We start from the raw sequence: 22,602 nt of genomic DNA on the forward strand, positions 1-22,602 counted from the left end.
TTACTTGGGTGGGGCGCGTCAGCCTTCGACGCCGAGCCGCTCCAGGATCAGCTCGCGCACGCGGCCGGCGTCGGCCTGCCCGCGGGTGGCCTTCATGACGGCGCCGACGATCGCGCCGACGGCCTGGACCTTGCCGCCGCGGATCTTGTCCGCGATGCCGGGCTGCGCGGCCAGAGCCGCGTCGATGGCTTCGAGCAGGGGGCCGTCGTCGGAGACCACGGCGAGGCCGCGCTTTTCCACGATGTCCGCCGGGGTGCCCTCGCCGGCGAGCACGCCGTCGAGGACCTCGGTGGCCATCTTGTTGTTGATCCTGCCGTCCTCGACCATCCTGTTCAGCTCGACGATGGTGGCGGGGTCGACGCCGAGCTGGCCCGGGTCGACGTCGGCGTTCTTGGCGCGTCCGACGATCTCGCCCATCCACCACTTGCGGGCCACCACGGGGGTGGCGCCAGCGGCGATGGTCTCCTCGATCTCGTCCATCACGCCGGCGTTGACGACGTCGCGGAACTCCAGGTCGGAGTAGCCCCAGTCGGCCTGGAGCCGCTTGCGGCGGGCGGCCGGCGGCTCGGGCAGCGTGGCGCGCAGTTCCTCGACCCATTCCCGGGACGCCACGATGGGCACCAGGTCGGGTTCCGGGAAGTAGCGGTAGTCGTCGGCGTCGGACTTGGCCCGGCCGGACGTCGTGGTGCGGGTGTCCTCGTGCCAGTGCCGGGTTTCCTGGATGACCGGCTCACCGGAGTCCAGGACCGCGCCGTGGCGCTGGATCTCGTAGCGGACGGCGTGTTCGACGGCGCGCAGGGAGTTCACGTTCTTCGTCTCGGAGCGGATGCCGAAGCGTTCGCGGCCGTGCGGGCGCAGCGAGACGTTGGCGTCGCAGCGGACGTTGCCGCGTTCCATCCTCGCGTCCGAGACGCCGAGGTTCTTGACGATCTCACGGACGGCGGCCACGTAGGCCTTCGCCAGTTCCGGCGCACGGCTGCCGGCGCCCTCGATCGGCTTGGTGACGATCTCGACGAGCGGCACGCCGGAGCGGTTGTAGTCCACGAGGGAGTAGTCCGCGCCCTGGATCCGGCCGGTGGCGCCGCCCATGTGGGTCAGCTTGCCGGCGTCCTCCTCCATGTGCGCGCGTTCGATCTCGACGCGGAAGATGGTCCCGTCCGAGAGCTCGATGTCCAGGTAGCCGTCGTAGGCGATCGGGTCCTCGTACTGTGACGTCTGGAAGTTTTTGGGAGTGTCCGGATAGAAGTACTGCTTCCGGGCAAACGTGCAGGATTCAGCAATCTTGCAGTTCAGGGCCAGGCCGATCTTGATCGAGGACTCGATCGCGGTCCTGTTCACCACGGGCAGCACGCCGGGCATCCCGAGGTCCACCTCGTTGACGTTGGTGTTCGGCTCGTCGCCGAAGACGTTCGGCGCGGAGGAGAACATCTTGGTCTTGGTGTTGAGCTCCACGTGGACCTCGAACCCCAGGACGGGATCGTACTTCTCCATGGCCTCGTCGAAGCTGATGGTTGCGTCAGCGCTCATTATTTTGCCTCCTTGGTTCCGACAAGGGTCTCGACAGGCTCGACCACCGGGGTTTCGACAAGCTCAACCAGCGAAGGGGCACGGTCCAGCAGCGGGCCGCCCCACTGCGCCTCGAGCAGGGATTCGAGGACCGCGCCGACGCGGTACAGCCGGGCGTCCTTCCGGGCCGGCGCCAGCAGCTGGATGCCGACCGGCAGCCCGTCCTCGTCGGCCAGGCCGCCGGGCAGGGACAGCCCCGGGATCCCGGCCATGTTGGCCGGGATGGTGGCGACGTCGTTGAGGTACATGGCCAGCGGGTCGTTGAGCTTCTCGCCGAGCTTGAAGGCCGTGGTGGGGGCCGTCGGGGAGATCAGCACGTCGGCCTTGGTGAACGCGGCGGCGAAGTCGCGCTGGATGAGGGTGCGCACCTTCTGGGCCGAGCCGTAGTAGGCGTCGTAGTAGCCGGCGCTCAGCGCGTACGTGCCCAGGATGATGCGGCGCTTGACCTCGTCGCCGAAGCCGGCGGCGCGGGTGGCAGCCATGACCCGTTCGATCGTCATCGGTCCGTCTTCGGGCAGGACCCGCAGGCCGTACCGGACGCCGTCGAACTTTGCCAGGTTCGAGGAGGCCTCGGACGGCATGATCAGGTAGTAGGCGCCCAGCGCGTACTTGAAGTTGGGGCAGGAGACCTCGACGATCTCGGCGCCCGCGGCCTTCAGCAGCTCGAGCGACTCGTTGAAACGGGTCTCGACGCCGGCCTGGTAGCCCTCGCCGTGGAGTTCCTTGATGATGCCGATCTTCATGCCGTCCACGTTGCCGGTCCGGGCGGCGGCGACGAGGTCCTCCAGCGGGTCCGGCAGCGAGGTGGAGTCGCGCGGATCGTGCCCACCGATGACCTGGTGCAGCAGGGCCGAGTCCAGCACGGTGCGGGAGACCGGGCCGATCTGGTCCAGCGAGGACGCCATCGCGATCGCGCCGTAGCGGGAGACCCCGCCGTAGGTGGGCTTCACGCCGACGGTGCCGGTGACGGCGCCGGGCTGGCGGATCGAGCCGCCGGTGTCGGTGCCGAGGGCCAGCGGGGCCTCGAAGGCCGCGACGGCGGCAGCGGAACCGCCGCCGGAGCCGCCGGGGATGCGGTCCAGGTCCCACGGGTTGTGGGTGGGCCCGAACGCGGAGTGCTCCGTGGAGGAGCCCATCGCGAACTCGTCCAGGTTGGTCTTGCCCAGGATCGGCATCCGGGCGGCGCGCAGGCGCTCGACGACGGTGGCGTCGTAGGGGCTGTGCCAGCCCTCGAGGATCTTCGAGCCGGCCGTGGTGGGCTGGCCGATGGTGACAATGAGGTCCTTGACCGCGATCGGCACGCCGGCCAGGGCGTGGAGCTCCGCGGCGGCGGCACCGCCGGCGGCGCGGATGGCGTCCACCTCGGCGGCGACGGCGAGCGCCTCGTCCGTGTTGACGTGCAGGAAGGCGTGGATCTTGCCGTCGACGGCGGCGATGCGGTCCAGGTGCGCCTGGGTGACCTCGACGGCGGACACTTCGCGGGCGGCGAGCCTGTCGGCGAGCGCGGCGGCGGAGGAGCGGATCAGTTCGGTGCTGTCAGTCATGTTCTTAGCCCTCATCCAGGATTGCCGGGACCTTGAAGCGGCCTTCGTACGCGTCCGGGGCGCCGGAGAGTGCCTGCTCGGCGGTGAAAGTGTGGCCCACGACGTCCTCGCGGAAGACGTTGGTCAGCGGGAGCGGGTGGGACGTGGCCGGGACATCATCACCGGCGGCTTCGCTGACGGATTTCACCGATTCGACGATGACGGCGAGTTCGCCGGCCATCCTGTCCAGCTCTTCAGCACTCATCTCGATGTGCGCGAGTTGCGCAAGATGCGCGACGTCGTCGCGGTTGATCGCAGCCATGGATCTCCCCTGCAAGTTCGGATTATTTTCCGTCCCAGTCTACTAACAAGCAACGCGGGGTCACTTACGGCCCATCCGGAGGACCGGAATGGGCCGTAAGTGACCCCGCGTTGCTTGTGCTGTTGTTTGGGGTGTCAGCCGATGCCGATGGCTCCGGTTGCTACTCCTACTCCGAGCATGACCAGGGAGATGACCGCGGTGCGCCAGAGGACCTTCTTGTGGTGGTCGCCCAGCTCCACCTTGGCGAGGGAGACGAGCAGCAGGATCGCGGGGACCAGGGGGCTCTGCAGGTGGAAGGGCTGGCCGGTGATGGAGGCGCGGGCCATGTCGGCGGCGCTGATGCCGTAGTGGGCCGCGGTTTCGCTGAGCACCGGCAGGACACCGAAGTAGAACGCGTCATTGCTCATGAAGAACGTCATCGGGATACTCAGGACGCCGGTGATGACAGCCATGAAGGGGCCCATGTCGGACGGGATGATCTGGACGAGCCATTCCGACATTGCCTTGACCATGCCCGTGCCGTTGAGGACACCGGTGAGGACTGCGGCCGCCATGACCATGCTGACCACGGCGACGATCGAGGGGGCGTGGGCGATGAGCTGGGCGCCCTGCTCCTTGACCTTGGGGAAGTTGACCAGCAGGGCGATGGCGGAACCCACCATGAAGACGAACGGGAGCGGAATGACGTTGGCGACAAGGGTCACCATGACTGCGACCGTCAGGCCGAGGTTGAACCAGAACAGCTTGGGACGCAGGGTGGTGCGGTTGGGGTCCAGTGCGGTGTCCGCCATGGCGGTGTCGTTGTCGGTCTCACTGTCTGCAACGAGGACTTCAGTGCGCTCCAGGACTGCGACGCCGGTGCCTCCGCCGGTGCCCGGCTTACGTGCGGCGCGGGTCGAGCCCGAGCCGCCCTTGCCGGAACCGCCGCGGCCGGTGCCGCCGTCGAACTCGACACCCTCGCCCCAGATCTCCGGTGCGAGGGCGCGGAGGCGGTTGCGCTCCTGCAGGCCCAGCAGCCAGGAGAAGACGAACACCACTACAAGGCCGGCGATGAGGGACGGGATCATCGGAACGAAGACATCGTTGACGTCGAGCTTCAGCGCGGTTGCGGCGCGGGCGGTGGGGCCGCCCCAGGGCAGGATGTTCATGGTGCCGTTGGCCAGGCCGGCGACACAGGTCAGGACCACGGGGCTCATCTTCAGCCGCAGGTAGACCGGCAGCATCGCGGCGGTGGTCAGGATGAAGGTGGTGGAGCCGTCGCCGTCGAGTGAAACGGCGGCCGCGAGGACCGCGGTGCCGAGGACCACCTTGGCGGGGTCGTTGCCGAGCTTGCGCAGGATGAACCGGACCAGCGGGTCGAAGAGCCCGACGTCGATCATCAGGCCGAAGTAGATGATGGCGAACATCAGCAGCGCGGCGGTGGAGGTCATGGACTTCATCGAGTCCATGACCATGGGGCCGATGCCCAGGCCTGCGCCGGCGAAAAGTCCGAAAATTGTGGGGACGATGATGAGCGCCAGCACCGGCGTCAACTTCTTCGTCATGATCAGCACCATGAATACCGCGATCATGGCGAATCCAAGTAATACCAGCACGGCCGGCTCCTTATAGTGAACGGCACCACACCGCTGTGATGCGCACTACAGACATTAGAGTGGCGCCTGTCACGGCCGGGTCTTTGCCTCAATTGATTGGCATACTGCTTATTGGACGCATTTAGCTCATTTTGCTCACTGGTTTTTTCGACTGCGTTTTAGACCCTGAGAAGGAGGGCCGCCATCAAGCCGCTCAAAGGCCGCACGGCCCTGCGCTTTTCCACCCAGACACTTTTGCTGCAGTTGGCGGTCGTGGCGCTCGTGGCGCTCCTCAGCGGCGCCGTCCATGCCTGGCTGACCTACGACCGGCTGGGACGCGAGGCGGAAAACCAGGCCCTCACCCTGGCCCGGACCGTGGCCTCGGATCCGTCGGTGCGGGCGGCGGTGGAGTCCATCAGTGCGCTGCCCGGCACTCCCCCGGCCTCCGAGCTGCTGGCCGGACCGCTGATGGCCGTCGCCGAGGGCGCCCGGGCCCGCACCGGCGCCCTGTTCGTCGTGATCACGGATGAGGCGGGCCTGCGGCTGGCGCACCCGGACGCCGAGCGGCTGGGCGAGAAGGTGAGCACCGACCCCTCCGAGGCGCTGTCCGGCCGGGAAGTCACCACCCGCAACACCGGCACGCTGGGCCCGTCCGCCGGCGCCAAGGTTCCCGTGTTCGCCCCGGGCTCCGCCACCGTGGTGGGCGAGGTGAGCGTGGGCTACTCCACGGAAACGATCGGGCAGAGCCTTGCCCGGGACATCGATCCGATCGCCCTGACGGCCGCCGGGGCCCTGCTCGTCGGGATCCTGGCGTCCTTCCTGCTGCGACGGCGGCTGCAACGGCTGACCCTGGGGCTGGAACCGGAGGAAATCAGCACCCTGGTCCACGACCAGGTTGCCGTGCTCCAGGGTGTGGACGACGGCGTGATCGGCGTCTCCGCGGACGGCCGGATCAGCGTCTTCAACGCCGCGGCCCGGCGGCTCCTCGGCGGCCCCGACCTGGCCGGAAAACCGTGGGCCGAGGCTCCCGTGCCCGCCCGGCTGTTGGCGCTGACCAGGGCTGACGCGGCGGAGGGCGACGCGGTGGAGCTCGTTGCCGGCGGCAGGGTGCTGGTGGCGAGTGCCCGCAAGGCCCTGCACGGCAGGGAGGACCTGGGCTGGGTGGTCATGCTGCGGGACCGCACCGAGCTCCAGCAGCTGACCCGCCAGCTCGACGCCGTCGGCACCATGTCCACGGCCCTCCGCGCCCAGCGGCACGAGTTCGCCAACCAGCTGCACACGATCGCCGGCTTCATGAGCATGGGGCAGCACCAGCAGGCCCGGGACTATCTGGCAGGGCTGGTGGCCACCGGCCCGCTGAAGTTCCCCGTGGACCAGGCCGAGCTGCTCCAGGACCCCTACCTCCAGGCCTTCCTCGGGGCCAAGGGCGTGGAAGCCGACGAGCGCGGTGTCACGCTGCGGCTCGGGCCCGAAACCCTGGTCCGCGGCCGCGTTACCGAACCCCAGGAGGTCACCACCGTCCTGGGCAACCTGATCGACAATGCCGTCAATGCCGCCGTCGCCGGCTCGGCAGCAGAACGCTGGGTGGAGGTCGAGATCCTCGACGAACCGGGTGACGACGCCGGCACTGGCACTGTAAAGGGAACCTTGCACATCGTCGTCGGCGATTCCGGCGACGGGCTGCCCGCCGCCGCAGCGACCGCAGAGGACGCCGTGTTCGCGGAGGGATTCACGACGTCGGAACGGCCCGTCCGTGCCGGCGCCGGCCAGGGGCTGGGCCTCGCCCTCGCGCGCCAGCTCGCGCGCCGCCGCGGCGGCGACGTGCGGCTGCTGGACCCGGGCTCCCCCGGCGGGCCGGGCGCGGTGTTCGTCGCCACACTGCCGGGGACGACGTCGGATTCAATGCGGAGGGACGACAATGCCTGAGGATTTCAGGGTGCTGATTGTGGATGACGACTTCCACGTCGCCAAGCTGCATGCGGCCTATGTGGATTCGGTGGCGGGATTCCTGGCCCTTCCGCCGGCCGGCTCGGCGTCGCAGGCGCTGCAGGCCATCCACAGTCTCCGCCCGGACCTGGTGCTGCTGGATGTCTACCTGCCGGATGCCTCGGGGCTGGATCTGCTCGGCCAGCTGGACGTGGACACCGTGATCCTCAGCGCGGCCTCGGACACGGCGTCCCTCCGGTCCGCGTTCCGGCGCGGGGCGCTGGGCTACCTGCTCAAGCCCTTCACGGCGGAGGCCCTCTCCCAGCAGCTGCGCTCCTATGCCCGGTACCGACGCATCCTCGCCCAGCCGGGGGCGGCGGACCAGGACACGGTGGAGCGCGCGAAGCGTGCCCTGATCCCCGGTGACGTCACGGCGTCGGCCAAGCCCCGGTCCGCCACCGAGGCCGCGGTGCTGGAGTCCCTCGTGCCGGGCGAGCAGTATTCGGCAGCGGAGGTCGCCGCGCGGGTCGGGGTCTCCCGGGCCACCGCGCAGCGGTACCTGTCCTCGCTGGCGGACGACGGCGCCGTCGACATCCAGCTGCGCTACGGCACCACCGGGCGGCCGGAACACCGCTACGGGCTGCCGGCACGGACCGGCCGCTGAGCCCCCACCAAGCAACGCGGGGTCACTTACGGCCCATCCGGCGCGGCGGGATGGGCCGTAAGTGACCCCGCGTTGGTGGCTAGCTGACGCTCTTCTGGGCGACGAGTTCGATCTCGACCAGCATCTTGGGGTCCAGGAACGGCAGCACGTGGACCAGGGCGAGCGCGGGGCGGATCGCGCCGAAGACCTCGCCGTGGGCGCGTCCGGCTTCCTCCCACTGGCTGATATCCGTCAGGTACAGCTTGGACTGCACGACGTCGGCGAAGTCGAACCCGGCGTCCGCCAGCACGGTGCCCAGCTTTTCCAGGATGTAGCGGGTCTGCGTGTAGAAGTCCCCGCCGACGACGCCGTCCTCGCCGCTGGCCGCGGTGGCGGAGATGTAGAGGGTGTTGTCAACCTGGACGGCCCGGGAGTAGCCGACTGTCTCTTCCCAGGTGGAGCCGGTGCCGAATGTCTTGCGCATGGTGTGCCTTTCGCGGTTCGTTTGGAGTCGGCACCACTTTAGGTCGGCCGGACGTCCGGCCGGTAAAACCACCGGCTTTGTGTCGGCCAGACGCACTCGGCCAGGTGCACCCGGCAAGGCGCACCCAGGTCAGGTGCTGATGTCCCCGTGCTTCCTGAAGGCGTTGCGGCGGGCGTGCCCGTGGACCCGGCCGAGGGTTTCGATCTGGGACCGGGCGTCCGCGGCGAGGGTGGCGAAGGTGGCCGGATCGAGCCCGAGCCCGGGCGCCAGTTCCTGCAGGGTCTCCCAGCCGCCGAGTTTGCCCATCACCGCGGACCGCATCAGTTCAGCCTCCAGGACCATGGTCAGCGGCGAACGCCGCACAATCCGTCCGTTCAGTTTGAGCCGGCCGACCCGTTCGGCCAGCCAGGCGGCCGCCTGGCGGTGCGGCCGCTGCCGCACGCCGAGGTCGTGGATCAGGCCGCGGAGCAGCTCCCGTTCACGGCGGAGTGCCGCGCTGAGCTGTGCGAGCTCGGCGGCGACCGGGGTGTCGGCGAAGGCCTCCGCCATGCGCCCGATCCGGGAGACGCCGGCGGTGGCGCCGGTCAGGTGGTCCGAGAGGTAGAGGCCCAGCAGCTTCGCGTCGATCGAGTCGGGGATGTGCGGTGCCATGAAACCCTCCAAGGTGCGTGATGCCCGGGCGCTGCGGTTGGGAAAAACCCTACAGGGGCGCCCCGGTGCCCGGAAGCCCGGCTAAACGTCCTGCCGGTACACGAGCAGCCTGATGGCGGTGCCCGGCACGAGCCAGTCCCGTTCCGGGACACGGTGGAAGCCTGTCTTCCGGTACAGTCCGTGGGCGCTGTCCCAGCCCTCGCCGGTGGTCAGTGCCACGGCCGTGATCCCGGGCAGCGACCTGGCATGCTCGAGGATGGCATGGATCATGGCCTGGCCGGCACCGCTGCGCTGGACGGCCGGATCGATGACGAGCATGCGGAACTCCAGCTCGTCGCTTTGCGCAATGTCGGCGTAGGGCTCCCCCGCCACGGCGAGCGTCACGGACGCTACAATCTGGCCGGCGCGTTCCGCCACCCAGATGGTGGCCCTCGCAGCCCGCGCCTCGACGTCCTGGATCTGCCGCATGTAGGGGTGGTCGGCGCTGGCAAAGTAGCCCGCGGCCAGGTAGGCGTCCCGGGTGATGCGGGCAATGGCGGCGCAATCTCCCGGAACAGCGGGACGGATGAGGATCGGGGGATGCACCTGTCCATGGTACGGGCCGCCGCCAGGGCCTGAGCGGACAGGGCCTGAGGGGACCCGGTCAGAGCGGGAATGTGCCGGAGAGCTCCAGCGTCCCCGCGCAGGTCCAGGAGGCCAGCCGTTCCTCGTCCGAGGGCCCGCCGGCCAGCGGGCTCGTCAGCCGTGGGCGCCGCACCCAGCAGCCCGCCTCTTCGGCGATCAGGGCGCCTGCGGCGAAGTCGTGTTCGTTGAGGCCGAGTTCGCCGTACGCGTCGTGGGTGCCGTCGGCCACGAGGCACAGGTCCAGCGCCGCGGAGCCGAGCCGGCGCACGTCGGCGAAGCCCTCCATGATGCCGGCGAGGCTGGCCGCCTGTTCCGCCCGGACGGCCGGATCGTAGCTGAACCCGGTGGCCAGGATCTGTCCGGTGCGTCCGGGGACGGGACCGTTGAGCCGGGTCCGCCGCCCGTTCTCCTCGAGCCACGCGCCGCGGCCGCGGGTCGCGTAGTAGGTCCGGCCCAGCGCCGGGGCGTTGACGACGCCGGCCAGCCAGACGCCGTCGGGGTCCGCCACGGCCACCGAGGTGCCGTAGTAGACGATGTTCCGGATGAAGTTCGTGGTGCCGTCGAGCGGGTCGATCGACCAGCGGTAGCCGCTCGGCGTGGCCGGAAGGACGGTGCCGCCTTCCTCCCCCGTGATGGTGTCCAGCGGCCGGGCGGCGGTGATGACGTCCCGCACGGCGGCTTCCGCGGCGAGGTCGAACGCGGTCACCCAGTCCCCGGAATCGCCTTTGTTGCTGACGTCCAGGGCGCCCGGGGTGCGGGTGGCCAGGACCGCCGCCCCCGCCGCCGCAGCCGCCTTGGCCAGTTCCAGGAAAACCGCGGGATCGGGCCGGATGCCGGAATCGGCGCTCATTCGCCCACCCCCTCGCGGTGACCTTCCCCGCCGTCGTGACCGGCGGCGCCGGCGTCATCCTCGGCCGGGCCGCCGTCGGACCCGCCGCCGGCGGACGCCACCGGGGCCGGGCCGTCGGCGAGCAGGGCGCGGAAACCGTCCTCGTCCAGGACCGGGACGCCCAGCTGCGCGGCCTTATCCAGCTTGGTGCCGGCGTTGTCGCCCGCCACCACGTAGCTCGTGTTCTTCGAGACCGACCCGGCCGCCTTGCCGCCGCGGATCAGGATGGCTTCCTTGGCCTCGTCCCGGCTGAAGCCCTCGAGGCTGCCGGTGACCACGATGGTCAGCCCCGCCAGGGTCCGCGGCATCGACTCGTCGCGTTCGTCGGCCATCCGCACGCCGTCGGCGGCCCAGCTGTCCACGATCTCGCGGTGCCAGTCCTCGGCAAACCATTCCGTCAGCGCGGCGGCGATCACCGGGCCCACGCCGTCGACATGGGCCAGTTCCTCCTCGGAGGCCTGCCGGATGGCGTCCATGCTGCCGAACGCCGTCGCCAGCGCACGGGAAGCCCGCGGCCCGACGTGCCGGATGGAGAGTGCCACCAGGACCCGCCAGAGGGGCTGGGTCTTGGCCTTGTCCAGTTCACGGAACAGCTTGTCCGTGGTCGCCGTCGGCTTGGACGGCGCCTTGGCCGTGCCCTTGCTGTAGAAGTACGGCACAAGCTCAAACTCGCCCGTGGCCACGCCCTTGGACCGCTTTTCGCGCCGGATCCGGACGTTGGCGAGGTCTTCGGATTTGAGCCGGAAGAGCGTGGCCTCGGTGGTGAGCGGCGGAGTTTCCGGCTCGGCCGGCTGGGTCAGGGCGATGGCTGCCTCCCAGCCGAGGGCCTCGATGTCGAAGGCGCCGCGCCCTGCCAGGTGGAAGACGCGTTCGCGCAGCTGCGCAGGGCAGGAGCGGGAATTGGGGCAGCGGATGTCCACGTCCCCCTCCTTGGCCGGCGCCAGGGGGGTGCCGCAGGCAGGGCATTCGGTGGGCATGACGAAGTCCCGCACCGGCGGAACCTGCTGGTCCCTCAGGGCCAGGACCGGCCCGACGATCTCCGGGATGACGTCCCCGGCCTTGCGGAGCACCACGATGTCGCCGATCTTCACGCCCTTGGCCTTGACGACCTCCTGGTTGTGAAGGGTGGCCATTTCCACGGTGGACCCGGCCACCTTGACCGGTTCCATCACGCCGTAAGGGGTGACGCGGCCGGTGCGGCCCACATTGACCGCGATGTCCAGCAGCTTGGTGTGCACTTCCTCGGGCGGGTACTTGTAGGCCACGGCCCAGCGCGGCACGCGGGTGGTGTAGCCGAGCGCCCGCTGCGTGGCGAAATCGTCCACCTTGACCACGATGCCGTCGATTTCATGCGCCAGGCTGTGCCGCTTGTCCCCGTAACGGGTGATGAATTCCAGCACCTCCTTCAGCCCGGGAAGGACCTCGAAGTACGGGCTGGTGGGCAGCCCCCACTCGGCAAGCTGGCGGTAAGTGTCCGACTGGCTGACCGTTTCCAGTCCCTCGCGGGCGCCGATGCCGTGCACGTACATCCGCAGCGGCCGCTTGGCGGTTTCCGCGGGATCCTTCTGCCGCAGCGAGCCGGCGGCGGCGTTGCGGGGGTTGGCCAGCGGCGCCTTGCCGGCCTCGATCAGGGCCTCGTTGAAGTCGGCGAAGGCCTGGGACGGGATGAAAACCTCGCCCCGGACCTCCATCTCGGCCGGGAAGTTGCCGCCGGTGAGCTGCTGCGGGATTTCCTTGATGGTCAGGACGTTGTGGGTGATGTCCTCACCCGTGGTGCCGTCCCCGCGGGTGGCGGCGCGGATCAGCTTGCCGTCGCGGTAGAGCAGGTTGACGGCCAGGCCGTCGATCTTCAGTTCGGTCAGCCACGACGGCGTCCCGTTGCCGAGCCGGGTGACGTTTGCTTCCGCCTTGGCGATCCAGGCCTCCAGCTCCTCGAGGGAGAAGACATCCTCCAGGCTGTACATGCGCTGCAGGTGTTCGACGGCGGCGAACGCGGCGGACACCTCGCCGCCGACCTCCTGGGTGGGGGAATCGTTGGACACCAGTTCCGGGTGCATGGCCTCGAGCGTCTCGAGGCGCCGGAAGAGTTCGTCGAACCCGGCGTCGGAGATGGTCGGCGCATCTTCCTGGTAGTACGCGAAACGGTGCTTGCGGACCTGCTCCACGAGGTCCTCGTACTCTTCGCGGACGGCCCCGGAAGGGATCATTTCCCCGACCGGGCTGTGTTCCTCGCGCTGTGCTTCGCGCTCTGTGTCGGCGCCTGCTGACGTCTTCCCTATGCTCACAGACCTATCCTGCCCTAGATCGCGCGCGTTGTCCGGTCAGCAGGGTCCGGTCAGCAGGGCCCGGTCAGCCGACGCCGGACGCCTCGCCGCCGGGAGTCTGCGCGTCAACCACAATCGCGGTGACGTTGTCCCGGCCGCCGCTGCGCAGGGCGGCCTCGATCAGCTCGTCGACGGCGGCCTGCGGGTCGGCCTCGGACGTCAGGATGCGGGCGATCTGGTCATCGTCCAGTTCGCCGTTGAGACCGTCGGAGCAGACCAGGATCCGGTCCCCGTCCTGGATCGGCAGCAGCCAGTAGTCGGCCTCCGCCTCGTCCCCGGTGCCGAGGGCGCGCGTCACCACATGCCGGCGCGGATGGACCGCGGCCTGGGCCTGGCTGATCCGGCCGGCGTCGATCAGTTCCTGCACCTCGGAGTGGTCCACGCTGACCTGGGCCAGTCGGCCGTGGCTGAGCCGGTAGGTCCGGGAGTCACCGATGTTCAGGACCAGCCAGTACGGGACGCCCAGCTGTTCCACCACCACGACGCCGGAGAGCGTGGTCCCGGCGCGGGATCCGGTAGCCTCGCGGATGCCCGCGTCAGCCGCGAACAGGTACTGCTGGACGACGCCGGCGGTAACGTCCCGCCCGCCGCCGTCCAGCTGCGGGATCCCGGCAAGAGTGCGCACGCAGATTCCGCTGGCGACCTCCCCCGCCTCGTGGCCGCCCATGCCATCCGCGACGGCGAAGACGGGATCGGCCGCGATGAAGGAATCCTCGTTCGTCTCACGGCGCAGGCCCCGGTCCGTGCCGTATCCGCAGCGCAGGCGCAGACCCTCATTGCCGGGTGACGCTGGCGAATCCGGCGAAGCAGGCGTGGTGGCGTCCGGCTGTTCGTTCATGGCAGTCCTAGGGGAAGTAGCGGTCTCGACAACGGATTTTCGGTCCAAGGCCCTGCCGGGCGTCAGTCCAGGACGAGTCCGCTGCCGCTGCCCGGCAGGAGCTGGACCGGGTGGATCTCGCCGAAGCCGCGGACGTCCTCGGGCGGGCGCGGAAGCAGGACGAAGCGTTCGTCCTGCTCCAGGGCGGCGGCGGTCATGGAATCGACCAGCACCGTTCCCGGATCGGCCAGCGAGGTGAGCCGTGCGGCCAGGTTGACCGTGGGCCCGTAGATGTCCCCCAGCCGGGACAGGATGCGGCCCCAGACCATCGCGACCCGGGCTTCCGGGAGGATCTCGTCCTCCGTGAAGGCCCGGCACAGGGCCAGCGAGATCTCGGCTCCGGCCGCCGGGGTTTCGGCGATGTAGAGGACTTCGTCGCCGACCGTCTTCACGAGCCGGCCGCCGCCGACGGAGATGATTTCGGCGCACTTGTTCTCGAAGCGCTGCACCAGCTGGGCGAGCGTCTTTTCGTTCATCCGCCGGGACAGGCTCGTGTAGGAGACCAGGTCCGCGAAGCCGACCGCGCGGGCGAGCGGCAGCGGCGCGTCGTCCTCGTCGCCTTCGCGGCCTTCCTCGCTGGACCGGAGTCCGGCCTCGGCGCGCAGGGCCAGCCGCTGGACCCCGGCGTTGAGCTGGCGGCGCCAGGAATAGACGAGCATTTCCTCGAGGGCGTCCACGAGGGACGGCAGTTCGCTTACGAGCCGCTTGCGGGCCACGGCATCGGTGACGCCCTGTTGGTGGACCGTGTCCTCAACGAGCGCCTCGACCTGCCACACCACCATGCGGTCGGTCATCTGGCCGATGGCGCGGGTGACGGAAATCGCGGCTTCCTCGGTCAGCCTGCCCGCCCGGACCAGGTCCACCACGGTGTTCAGCGCGGCCTGGTCCCGTTCGGTGAAGGCGACGTCCTCATCGCCGAAGTTGGGGAAGCCCAGGGCCCGCCAGAGTTTGCGGGCGGACAGCAGGGAGAGCCCGGCGCCGGCGGCGACTTCACGACGGCGGAGCTTGCGTTCCCCGCCGAGCAGCCGGGTTTCGAGGGCCTTGGCGGCGAGGCGTTCGGCGATCCGGTCAGCGGACAGGGCGCCGGTCGGGGGTGCAAGGACGGGAGCCTGGTCGGCGTCGGTTTCGGGGCCTGCCTCGACGGCGGCGTCAGGGACCTGCGGCGGCTCTTCGGCCAGGAGTCCAATCTCCTCGTCGACATTCTCAGCGTTCATCTCTTCCACCTTCTCTCGTCTCCCACGGCCAGGCCTCGTCGGGGTTGTGCGGCATGCCTTCGACACCGGACACCGCGGCCGGTGGCAGCTCGTCGATGGCGTCAAGGATGAAGGTCCTGAATGTCGCGACCTCCGGGACGTCGGGGACCACCGTGCCGGAGGGGTACCCGGTATCCAAGGATATATTCCCGGACCGCAATAGGCGCTGGAGCAATGACTGCTCAATGACCACGTTACGGACGGCGGCCAGGGAAACCTGTTGATCGCGCCGTCGTAACATGCCGTAGCGGGCAACCAGGCGCTGGCTCGTCAGGGTGTAGCGGGTGGCCTGCCAGGTCATCGCCCGCGGCAGGCAGTAGCCCAGCAGGACCCAGGCCGCCAGCGCCACGCACACCCCGATAAGCCACGCCGTCCAGTCCCGGGTGACCAGCGGGACCAGTTTGCCGGGACCGCCTTTCACGATCCAGGCACTGGCATAGGCGGCCAGGGCGGGAACCACAACGAACACTACCGCCGGGACAATGAGCGCCCTGGGCTGGGGCCGGGTCACCACAATCACCTGCTCGCCCGGCAGGAGCTCCTTACGCATATCCGCTCTCGGCGCCGGCTGCGCCTGTACCGGTATCTGATCCGGATGCGTCGGGCCTCGTCCACGGGCGCAGGTGCACGACGTCGCCGGCAGTCACCACGTGCTCGCGGCCCGCGGAATCAACCACCAGGAGGGACCCGTAGTCATCCAGCCGCGAGGCGTGGCCGATGATTTCGTGGTCGCCGGGGAGCTGGGCACGGACCTGCTTGCCGAGGGTGGTCAGCACGTGCTCCACCCTCTTATGCAGCGCGGGGCCGCCAGCCATCCCGGCGGCGGGGTCGCCGTCGGCGTTGCAGAAGCTCCGGTAGAGCACAGCGAAGCGGGACAGGTAACTCTTCAGCAGCGCGGTCCGGTCCACCGTGGAGGGCTGCTCCAGCAGCACGGACGTGGCGGTGGGAACCGGCAGTTCGGCCTCGGTCAGGGTGACGTTGAGCCCGGTGCCGAGCACCACGGGCGGCGCTCCGCCGCCGGCCACGGGGCCCAGCTGGGCGAGGATTCCGGCGATCTTCCTGCCGCGCACCAGGACGTCGTTGGGCCATTTGAGCTCGGCCGGGATGCCCGCGGTTTCCAGCAGCGCCTCGCGCAGGGCCAGCGCCGCGAGCAGCGAGAGCCAGGAGTAGCTCTGGGTCGGCAGCGGCCGTCCCTCGGCGTTGAGCGGCCGGAGCACGATCGAGACGGAGACGGAACTGCGGGCCGGCGCTTCCCAGCGGCGGTCCAGCCGTCCGCGGGCCTCACTCTGGTATTCGGCGGTGAGCACGGAGAGGTCCGGGTAGGCGCCCGGATCCTCGGCAACTCCGCGCAGCAGGTCCGCGTTCGTGGAGCCGGTGGACTCCACCACGGCCAGGCGCGGAATGCCGCTGGCGGAGAGGAACGCCTCGTCGCCGAGGGCGTTCTGGTCCAGTGGCGGGCGGTCCGGGGTCTCGTGCGCGGCTTCCATGCTTGAATCCTACCGAGGCGGCGGAGGCTTTGCTGCAGCGGCAACCCGGACGACGTCGGCCCCGGTCAGAAGGTTTCTGCGGGAATCGTGAAACCGAGGCCCAGAAGGCCGCGGCCCGCCTGCTCGAGAATCGGATCCATGGTCAGGGAGGCGTGGTTGAGCAGGACGTTGACGTCGCGCTGGATCCGCTGGAGCGGATGCGAAAGCCGGTGCACGCTCCCGCCCGATCCCGTCATGATGAGCCGGACGGCTTCAGCCGACGCCTCGCCGCTGAGGGCGAGGGAGAGCCGGTACCGGGCCCGCTCCTCGTCGGTCAAGGTGAAGGGCTGACGTTCAAAGGCGGCAGAGAGCACCCGGACCGCTTCTTCCCAGTGCAGCCGCGCGGTGGCGACCAGCCCGTAGGCCTGCGAGAACCGGGCCTGCGCCAGCGGCGAGTCCGCCTGGCGGTTCTCCACGGTGTGCTTGACCTTGCGCACCGTCATCCGCTCGCGGAACAGTTCGACGGCGTGCTCGGCGGCCCCCAGGGTGGCGGCGGGTGCCACCATGTTCAGGAACGTGGCCATGGGGGTGTGGATGATCGGATCCTGGTGGATCCGGCTGCCGGGGTTGTCCGCCGCGCCCAGGAGGGCCCAGTCCAGGGTCCGATGCTCCGGAACAAACAGCTTCTCTGCCCGGATGTCATTGCTTCCCGTCCCCCGCAGCCCGGCCGTATGCCACACGTCCAGCAGTTCGACCTCGGACATCGGGACCAGGCACTGCAGGCGGACGTTTTCGTGCTGCACAGCCAGCAGGGCCCACTGCGAATGCATCACCCCGGAGGCGAAGCTCCACCGGCCCGAGATGGAGAACCCTCCCGGGACCTTCTCGGCCGCACCCACCGGGGCGCCGGTGGCAGCCGCCAAGGGAGCCGGCCCGCCCGCGAAGACTTCGTCCTGGACCTCCTGGGGCCACCGCGCGAGCATCCAGACGTGCTCGATGAGATGCCCCGCGCTCCATGCGGTGGAGGGGCATCCCCGGGCGAGCCGGCGCACCACCTGGGCATACGTCTGAAGACCCATCCCAAATCCCCCCACCGCCTTCGGGGAGAGCAGGTGGAAGACTCCGGCCTCCTTTAATTCCTCCATCGTGGATTCCGGAATGCGGCGGAGGCGTTCCGTTTCTTCCGCCCGCTCCCGCAGCCGGGGAACGAGCGCGTCAACACGGGCGAGCAGGTCCTCAGGGGTGGTTACGGCGTCGGTGGGGACGGCGGCCGCCGTCGCCGGGTCCTGGCCGGCTCCCGCGGGCGGGAGGTCCAGGGTGTGGGCGGTGTGGTCCCGCTTGGCGGCCAGGTAGCGATGGTTGGCCGGGGACAGGTGCACTCCGGTGGGGACCTGCTCGGTGACGTCGATGCCGAGGGCAGTGAGCTGGGCGGCCTTGTCCGGGTTGTTGCTGAGCAGGCGGACCGCGCTGGCGCCGAGGGCGCCGAGCATCTGCGCGGCGGCGGTGTAGTCCCGCTCGTCCTCGCCGCGGCCCAGGGCCACGTTGGCTTCGTAGGTGTCCAGGCCGGTGTCCTGCAGGGCGTAGGCATCGAGCTTGGAGTACAGGCCGATGCCGCGGCCTTCCTGGCGGAGGTAGAGCAGGAACCCGCCGGCGCCGGCGATCTGCTCGACAGCCTCCCGCAGCTGCGGTCCGCAGTCGCAGCGCTGGCTGCCGAACACATCCCCGGTGAGGCATTCGCTGTGCAGCCGGACCAGCGGCCCCGGACCCGCCGGCGCCGGGTTCAGCAGCGCCTGCTCCCACTCGCCCAGGGCGAGCAGCAGGTGTTCCTTGCCGTCGGCCAGACCGTGGAAGGTCAGCACCTCGGCCGTGGCCGTGAAGCCGTCCGGGAAGCGCAGCGGCACGGTGACCTGGCTGCGCACGGCGGCGGGTGCGGCACCCGACGGCGGCGCGATGGTCTCGGACACAACGGTCATCTCAGGTCCTCAGGCATTCGATACTAGGGGGCAGGCGGGCAGGCTATTACTTCAAGATTCAAGTAAACCTTACGGGCGGTTAGTTCACGATGCAAGTGATCCGGCGCAAAAAAACTTCATGCATGAAGTTTCTTGGTTATGCTTTCCTCATGGAGACTTCGGCGGAACCCCCGTGGCTGAGCAGCGACGAGCGTCAGGCCTGGCTCACGTTCGTGGGCGTGATGATGCGGCTGCCCGCCGCCCTGGACGCGCAGTTGCAGCGTGACGCGGGGCTGAGCCATTTCGAGTACATGGTCCTCGCCGGACTCTCCGAGGCCCCCGGCCGCACGCGCCGGATGAGTGACCTGGCCGGCTTCACCGAATCGGGACTTCCCCGCCTGTCCCAGGTCGTCGGCCGCCTCGAGAAGCGGGGCTGGGTGCACCGTTCCCCCGACCCCTCCGACGGCCGCATCACCCTGGCCACCCTCACCGAGGACGGCTGGGAGAAAATCGTCCAGACGGCCCCCGGGCATGTCGAAGCCGTCCGCGCCCTCGTTTTTGACCCCCTCACGAAGGCGCAATCCCGCCACCTGAGCGACATCAGCCAGCGCATCATGCACGCCATCGACCCGGACGACCGCCGGCTGCGCAAAACCGACCAGCCCGCGCGTACCTAGGTGTTCAGCTCCCAGTGGGCACGGATTGCCTCGGCAACCGGCCGGTCGGTGACATCGACCCGGAAGGCAACGGGCGCCGTCCCTGTCTCTTCAATGACCGTGTCACGGTAGACGCGGCCGCACGAGGGACAGAGGGTGTAGAGGTCCTCGTCCTCCGGCCATTCGGCGAGCGCGGCCGGTACAGGGGTGCCGGCGCCACCGTGAATGGGGATGCCTTGTGCATTGGCCTGGATCAGTCCCCCGCTGCTGACGGTGTTACCGCAGACGCAGGTGATCGTGGTGACATCGTGATCGGCGACATCGGCGAATTCAGTGTGCATGGCGTGCTCCCGGGCAATGGAAGAAGACCTACCCTCCCAGTTTAGGCGCGCGGAGCGGCCAGTGGCGGTCCGGGCGGGGACTGGTCCGCGGGAACTCCCCATCCATGCCTATCCGGTTAGCTCAGCTCTATTCCGGATAGGGCATACTCCCCACCTTTGAAGGGCAGGCCCGGCGCGTTCCTCGGAATCACCGGGGATTTCCGGGGCCGCGAAGCCAAAGCCGGGGAATTTCGGCGCACGCCTGTCGGTCCGCAGGTCTGCCGTCCGCGGTCCGGGGGGACATTGGCGCCGACACGCCGTCGCCGGGCCGGGATTCCGTGCCTGGGGACGTCAAAGTAGCCCCGGACCGCGGCCACCGGCATCATCAGGGGTGGAACGGCATCAGGGCGGCGGGTCGCCCCGAAACGCCGCCACGAACCGGCCCCGGCTCCCCAAAATCCGGGGAGGATCAGCGGATCACACCGTCGCCGGGATTAATGAACCTCAGAGGAAAATGTCGGCAACCAGCCGGTCCTCCGGCGCCCCGAGGCTGTACGGGGTGAAGTCCGTGACGCCGGCCGCGGCGAGGACCTGCTCGTCGGTGTAGAAGTTGCCGCTCCGGCTGCCCGGTTCCAGGACCACATTGCTGCCGGTCAGCACGGCGTGGGCCGCGTCGGCCATGATCCCGGGGCCGCGGGCGCCCTTGACGATCGCTTCCCCGCCCGGCATGTTGCGGATCGCGGCGGTGTCAATCAGGGTGCAGGGCCAGAGCGAGTTGACGCTGATGCCGTCGGCCCTGAGCTCCTCGGCCAGGCCCAGGGTGGTCAGGCTCATGCCGTACTTCGCCATCGTGTACGCGAGGTGCAGGCCGGCCCACTTGGGGTCCAGGTTCAGCGGCGGGGACAGCGTCAGGATCTGCCCGGCGTCGGATGCGCGCAGGGCCGGCAGGGCGAGCTTGGAGAGCAGGAAGGTGCCGCGGACGTTGATGTCCTGCATGAGGTCGTAGCGCTTCATGTCCACGGCGTCGGTCCTGGATAGATCGATGGCGGAGGCGTTGTTGATGACAATGTCGATCCCGCCGAAGCGTTCGACGGCGGCGGCCACCGCGCCGGCGACGTCGTCGTCCTTGCGCACATCACCCACCAGCGGCAGCGCCTGCCCGCCGGCGGCCTCGATCTGTTCGGCGGCGGAGTAGACCGTGCCCTCCAGCCGCGCGTGGGGCTGGCCGGTCTTGGCCAGCAGCACGATGTTGGCGCCGTCCCGGGCCGCGCGGAGGGCGATGGCCAGGCCGATCCCGCGGCTGCCGCCGGAGATGAGGACGGTGCGGTTCCGGAGGGAACCGGCGGCCTGGTACGGCGCTGCAGCGGTGCCCGGAGCATCATTGCTTGAAGTCATGCGCACACTCTAGCGGACTGATGTTACTGATGAGTAATATCGGTGGTCCGGGTGGGAAGGGAGGGAAGTTTGTAGGTTTTCTACAGCGGCCCCCGCCCGCCGCGTCACTAGACTTGCCATCAGGGCCCTGTGGAAGTTCCCCCGACTTGTGCGGAAGCTACTTAAACCGCCACGCGGTACAGGGCCAGCGATTACCAGCTACCACCATCAGCTACAGAGCCGGAGACACTCGATGAGCCACGATCTGACCACGACTGCGGGAAAGATTGCAGACTTCCGCGACCGCCAGGCCAGCGCCGAGCAACCCTCCGGCCCGGAGGCGATCGAGAAGCAGCATGCGCGCGGCAAGAACACGGCGCGCGAGCGCATCGACCTGCTGCTCGACGCCGGCTCCTTCGTCGAGTTCGACGCCCTGGCGGTGCACCGCTCCACGGCCTTCGGGATGGAAAAGAAGAAGCCCCTCGGCGACGGCCTGGTCTCCGGCTACGGCACGGTGGACGGCCGGCCCGTCGCGGTCTACAGCCAGGACTTCTCCGTGTACGGCGGCTCGCTGAGCCAGGTCAACGGCGAGAAGATCGTCAAGGTCCAGGAGTTTGCGCTCCGCAACGGCTGCCCCGTGGTGGGCATCCTCGACGGCGGCGGCGCCCGCATCCAGGAAGGCGTCGCCTCGCTGGCCATGTTCGCGGACATCTTCCGCAACAACGTCCACGCCTCCGGCGTCGTCCCGCAGATCTCCCTCATCATGGGCCCCTCGGCCGGCGGCGCCGCCTACTCCCCCGCGCTGACCGACTATGTGGTGATGGTGGACAAGACCTCCCACATGTTCATCACGGGTCCCGACGTGATCAAGACCGTCACGGGCGAGGACGTGGACATGGAGACCCTCGGCGGCGCCCGGCAGCACAACTCCACCACGGGCACCTCCACGTACCTCGCCTCCGACGAGGCGGACGCGATCGAGTTCGTCCGCGAGCTCCTCGATTTCCTCCCGTCCAACAACCTCGCCGAGGCCCCCGTGCTGGAGCACAGCCAGGAACTGGAGCTCGACGACGACGACCTCGCCCTCGACTCGCTGATCCCGGACTCGGCCAACCAGCCCTACGACATGCGCAGGGTCATCGAGCAGATCCTGGACGACGCGCACTTCCTGGAGATGCAGTCCCTCTACGCCCCGAACGTCATCATCGGCTACGGCCGGATCGAGGGCCATACCGTGGGGATCGTGGCCAACCAGCCCGTGCAGTTCGCCGGCACCCTGGACATCGCCGCCTCGGAGAAGGCCGCCCGCTTCGTGCGGCACTGCGACGCCTTCAACGTCCCCATCATCACGCTGGTGGACGTGCCGGGGTTCCTGCCGGGCAAGGACCAGGAGTTCCAGGGCATCATCCGGCGCGGCGCCAAGCTGCTCTACGCCTACGCCGAGGCCACCGTGCCCAAGCTGACCGTCATCACCCGCAAGGCCTACGGCGGAGCGTACATCGTGATGGGTTCCAAGAAGCTCGGCGCCGACCTGAACCTGGCCTGGCCCACCGCGCAGATCGGCGTGATGGGCGCCCAGGGCGCGGTCAACATCCTGTACCGCCGCGAACTCGCCGCCGTGGCGGCCGACGGCGGCGACGTCGAGGCCAAGCGCGCGGAGGTCATCCGCCAGTACGAGGAGGAGCTGCTGAACCCGTACCAGGCGGCCCAGCTCGGCTATGTGGACGCCGTCATCGCACCGTCCGAAACCCGCCTGCAGCTCATCAGGGGCCTGCGCGCGCTGCGGGACAAGCGGGCCAGCCTGCCCGCCAAGAAGCACGGGAACATCCCGCTGTGACGCCCGTCGAAGAGCCCGCGCTGGTCGAGCCCGCCGGGACACCGCCGGCGGAACCCGTACTCTCCGTCGTGAAGGGCGAGCCGACGCCGGAGGAACTGGCGGCGCTGGCCGCCGTCGTGCTGTCCCTGGGGCAGGGCGAACCCGCTGAGCCGCAGAAGCCGGGGGTCCGGCACTGGGTCCGCCGGCAGCAGCTGCGGCTGGCCCCCAAGCCCGGCCCCGACTCCTGGCGCCGCAGCCGCGGCTGACCGGGTCCCTGACAGGTCCACTACCGGTCCGTTACCGGGCCGCCGGGAAAGTTCAGTAACCCTTTCATAACCGCGGTGGCCCGGCTAGTCTCTTCG

21 protein-coding genes are annotated in these 22,602 nt (G+C 69.4%); 5 read left to right on the top strand and 16 right to left on the bottom strand.

The genetic code is table 11. From position 1 onward, the window contains the following. Window positions 1-18: 18 nt before the first annotated feature. The 4 genes from gatB to ACQCSZ_RS13125 form a co-directional block, all read right to left on the bottom strand. Window positions 19-1,527 (bottom strand): Asp-tRNA(Asn)/Glu-tRNA(Gln) amidotransferase subunit GatB, encoded by a 1,509-nt coding sequence (gene gatB / locus ACQCSZ_RS13110; RefSeq protein ID WP_427004212.1) that lies wholly within the window; start codon window positions 1,525-1,527, stop codon window positions 19-21. After that, window positions 1,527-3,110 (bottom strand): Asp-tRNA(Asn)/Glu-tRNA(Gln) amidotransferase subunit GatA, encoded by a 1,584-nt coding sequence (gene gatA, locus ACQCSZ_RS13115; protein WP_427004213.1) that lies wholly within the window; start codon window positions 3,108-3,110, stop codon window positions 1,527-1,529. The genes gatB and gatA overlap by 1 nt, the downstream gene beginning before the upstream one ends. A gap of 4 nt (window positions 3,111-3,114) precedes the next feature. Continuing rightward, the gene (gene gatC / locus ACQCSZ_RS13120; protein WP_211878051.1) at window positions 3,115-3,411 is read right to left on the bottom strand and encodes an Asp-tRNA(Asn)/Glu-tRNA(Gln) amidotransferase subunit GatC; all 297 of its coding nucleotides are present in this window, start codon (window positions 3,409-3,411) and stop codon (window positions 3,115-3,117) included. A gap of 134 nt (window positions 3,412-3,545) precedes the next feature. Continuing rightward, window positions 3,546-5,006, bottom strand: coding sequence for a CitMHS family transporter (locus tag ACQCSZ_RS13125; RefSeq protein WP_427004214.1), 1,461 nt, complete (start codon window positions 5,004-5,006; stop codon window positions 3,546-3,548). A 210-nt stretch (window positions 5,007-5,216) separates the two neighbouring features. On the opposite strand from ACQCSZ_RS13125, the gene ACQCSZ_RS13130 reads away from it, so the two are divergent. After that, window positions 5,217-6,911, top strand: coding sequence for an ATP-binding protein (locus tag ACQCSZ_RS13130; RefSeq protein WP_427008331.1), 1,695 nt, complete (start codon window positions 5,217-5,219; stop codon window positions 6,909-6,911). Continuing rightward, complete coding sequence (locus ACQCSZ_RS13135; RefSeq protein ID WP_427004215.1) at window positions 6,904-7,575, top strand: response regulator; 672 nt, start codon at window positions 6,904-6,906, stop codon at window positions 7,573-7,575. Before ACQCSZ_RS13130 ends, ACQCSZ_RS13135 begins: the two co-directional genes overlap by 8 nt. A 79-nt stretch (window positions 7,576-7,654) precedes the next feature. Here the strand turns inward: ACQCSZ_RS13135 and ACQCSZ_RS13140 are convergent, their stop codons facing one another. The 10 genes from ACQCSZ_RS13140 to ribA form a co-directional block, all read right to left on the bottom strand. Continuing rightward, window positions 7,655-8,038 carry a RidA family protein gene (locus ACQCSZ_RS13140; protein ID WP_427004216.1) on the bottom strand — a complete coding sequence of 128 codons (384 nt, stop codon included), beginning with the start codon at window positions 8,036-8,038 and terminating at the stop codon, window positions 7,655-7,657. Between the two features lie 129 nt (window positions 8,039-8,167). Beyond that, complete coding sequence (locus tag ACQCSZ_RS13145; protein WP_427004217.1) at window positions 8,168-8,689, bottom strand: hypothetical protein; 522 nt, start codon at window positions 8,687-8,689, stop codon at window positions 8,168-8,170. A gap of 81 nt (window positions 8,690-8,770) precedes the next feature. After that, window positions 8,771-9,274 carry a GNAT family N-acetyltransferase gene (locus ACQCSZ_RS13150; protein ID WP_427004218.1) on the bottom strand — a complete coding sequence of 168 codons (504 nt, stop codon included), beginning with the start codon at window positions 9,272-9,274 and terminating at the stop codon, window positions 8,771-8,773. Between the two features lie 58 nt (window positions 9,275-9,332). Further along, complete coding sequence (locus ACQCSZ_RS13155; RefSeq protein WP_427004219.1) at window positions 9,333-10,163, bottom strand: inositol monophosphatase family protein; 831 nt, start codon at window positions 10,161-10,163, stop codon at window positions 9,333-9,335. Then, entirely contained in the window at window positions 10,160-12,487 is a 2,328-nt protein-coding gene (ligA, locus tag ACQCSZ_RS13160; protein WP_427004220.1) for an NAD-dependent DNA ligase LigA, read from the bottom strand. The genes ACQCSZ_RS13155 and ligA overlap by 4 nt, the downstream gene beginning before the upstream one ends. Window positions 12,488-12,551: 64 nt before the next feature. Continuing rightward, complete coding sequence (locus ACQCSZ_RS13165) at window positions 12,552-13,364, bottom strand: PP2C family protein-serine/threonine phosphatase (RefSeq protein WP_427004221.1); 813 nt, start codon at window positions 13,362-13,364, stop codon at window positions 12,552-12,554. Between the two features lie 62 nt (window positions 13,365-13,426). Then, a complete protein-coding gene (locus tag ACQCSZ_RS13170; protein WP_427004222.1) occupies window positions 13,427-14,617 on the bottom strand; it encodes an adenylate/guanylate cyclase domain-containing protein in 1,191 nt (396 codons plus the stop codon). Further along, the gene (locus tag ACQCSZ_RS13175; RefSeq protein ID WP_427004223.1) at window positions 14,607-15,206 is read right to left on the bottom strand and encodes a PH domain-containing protein; all 600 of its coding nucleotides are present in this window, start codon (window positions 15,204-15,206) and stop codon (window positions 14,607-14,609) included. Before ACQCSZ_RS13175 ends, ACQCSZ_RS13170 begins: the two co-directional genes overlap by 11 nt. Continuing rightward, window positions 15,199-16,143 (bottom strand): biotin--[acetyl-CoA-carboxylase] ligase, encoded by a 945-nt coding sequence (locus ACQCSZ_RS13180; protein WP_427004224.1) that lies wholly within the window; start codon window positions 16,141-16,143, stop codon window positions 15,199-15,201. Before ACQCSZ_RS13180 ends, ACQCSZ_RS13175 begins: the two co-directional genes overlap by 8 nt. 65 nt (window positions 16,144-16,208) lie before the next feature. Then, entirely contained in the window at window positions 16,209-18,095 is a 1,887-nt protein-coding gene (gene ribA, locus ACQCSZ_RS13185) for a GTP cyclohydrolase II RibA (protein WP_427004225.1), read from the bottom strand. Between the two features lie 149 nt (window positions 18,096-18,244). Here ribA and ACQCSZ_RS13190 point away from each other — a divergent pair, with 149 nt between their 5' ends. Next, window positions 18,245-18,751, top strand: a complete 507-nt coding sequence (locus ACQCSZ_RS13190) for a MarR family winged helix-turn-helix transcriptional regulator (RefSeq protein ID WP_427004226.1) — start codon at window positions 18,245-18,247, stop codon at window positions 18,749-18,751. Here the strand turns inward: ACQCSZ_RS13190 and ACQCSZ_RS13195 are convergent. Further along, window positions 18,748-19,071, bottom strand: a complete 324-nt coding sequence (locus ACQCSZ_RS13195; RefSeq protein ID WP_427004227.1) for a hypothetical protein — start codon at window positions 19,069-19,071, stop codon at window positions 18,748-18,750. The two genes, ACQCSZ_RS13190 and ACQCSZ_RS13195, sit on opposite strands and share 4 nt — an antisense overlap. Before the next feature lie 483 nt (window positions 19,072-19,554). After that, entirely contained in the window at window positions 19,555-20,445 is an 891-nt protein-coding gene (locus ACQCSZ_RS13200; RefSeq protein WP_427004228.1) for an SDR family oxidoreductase, read from the bottom strand. A gap of 232 nt (window positions 20,446-20,677) precedes the next feature. Here ACQCSZ_RS13200 and ACQCSZ_RS13205 point away from each other — a divergent pair, with 232 nt between their 5' ends. Beyond that, window positions 20,678-22,261, top strand: coding sequence for an acyl-CoA carboxylase subunit beta (locus ACQCSZ_RS13205; protein ID WP_427004229.1), 1,584 nt, complete (start codon window positions 20,678-20,680; stop codon window positions 22,259-22,261). Beyond that, window positions 22,258-22,506 carry an acyl-CoA carboxylase subunit epsilon gene (locus ACQCSZ_RS13210; protein WP_427004230.1) on the top strand — a complete coding sequence of 83 codons (249 nt, stop codon included), beginning with the start codon at window positions 22,258-22,260 and terminating at the stop codon, window positions 22,504-22,506. Before ACQCSZ_RS13205 ends, ACQCSZ_RS13210 begins: the two co-directional genes overlap by 4 nt. Window positions 22,507-22,602 lie beyond the last annotated feature (96 nt).

The organism is Pseudarthrobacter sp. H2 (assembly GCF_050157045.1).
Taxonomy (GTDB): Bacteria; Actinomycetota; Actinomycetes; order Actinomycetales; family Micrococcaceae; genus Arthrobacter.

Coding starts and splice junctions, on each gene's coding strand:
- gatB (WP_427004212.1), bottom strand. CDS start 1,527: ATGAGCGCTGACGCAACCATCAGCTTCGACGAGGCCATGGAGAAGTAC.
- gatA (WP_427004213.1), bottom strand. CDS start 3,110: ATGACTGACAGCACCGAACTGATCCGCTCCTCCGCCGCCGCGCTCGCC.
- gatC (WP_211878051.1), bottom strand. CDS start 3,411: ATGGCTGCGATCAACCGCGACGACGTCGCGCATCTTGCGCAACTCGCG.
- ACQCSZ_RS13135 (WP_427004215.1), top strand. CDS start 6,904: ATGCCTGAGGATTTCAGGGTGCTGATTGTGGATGACGACTTCCACGTC.
- ACQCSZ_RS13140 (WP_427004216.1), bottom strand. CDS start 8,038: ATGCGCAAGACATTCGGCACCGGCTCCACCTGGGAAGAGACAGTCGGC.
- ACQCSZ_RS13145 (WP_427004217.1), bottom strand. CDS start 8,689: ATGGCACCGCACATCCCCGACTCGATCGACGCGAAGCTGCTGGGCCTC.
- ACQCSZ_RS13155 (WP_427004219.1), bottom strand. CDS start 10,163: ATGAGCGCCGATTCCGGCATCCGGCCCGATCCCGCGGTTTTCCTGGAA.
- ACQCSZ_RS13165 (WP_427004221.1), bottom strand. CDS start 13,364: ATGAACGAACAGCCGGACGCCACCACGCCTGCTTCGCCGGATTCGCCA.
- ACQCSZ_RS13170 (WP_427004222.1), bottom strand. CDS start 14,617: ATGAACGCTGAGAATGTCGACGAGGAGATTGGACTCCTGGCCGAAGAG.
- ACQCSZ_RS13175 (WP_427004223.1), bottom strand. CDS start 15,206: ATGCGTAAGGAGCTCCTGCCGGGCGAGCAGGTGATTGTGGTGACCCGG.
- ACQCSZ_RS13180 (WP_427004224.1), bottom strand. CDS start 16,143: ATGGAAGCCGCGCACGAGACCCCGGACCGCCCGCCACTGGACCAGAAC.
- ribA (WP_427004225.1), bottom strand. CDS start 18,095: ATGACCGTTGTGTCCGAGACCATCGCGCCGCCGTCGGGTGCCGCACCC.
- ACQCSZ_RS13190 (WP_427004226.1), top strand. CDS start 18,245: ATGGAGACTTCGGCGGAACCCCCGTGGCTGAGCAGCGACGAGCGTCAG.
- ACQCSZ_RS13195 (WP_427004227.1), bottom strand. CDS start 19,071: ATGCACACTGAATTCGCCGATGTCGCCGATCACGATGTCACCACGATC.
- ACQCSZ_RS13200 (WP_427004228.1), bottom strand. CDS start 20,445: ATGACTTCAAGCAATGATGCTCCGGGCACCGCTGCAGCGCCGTACCAG.
- ACQCSZ_RS13205 (WP_427004229.1), top strand. CDS start 20,678: ATGAGCCACGATCTGACCACGACTGCGGGAAAGATTGCAGACTTCCGC.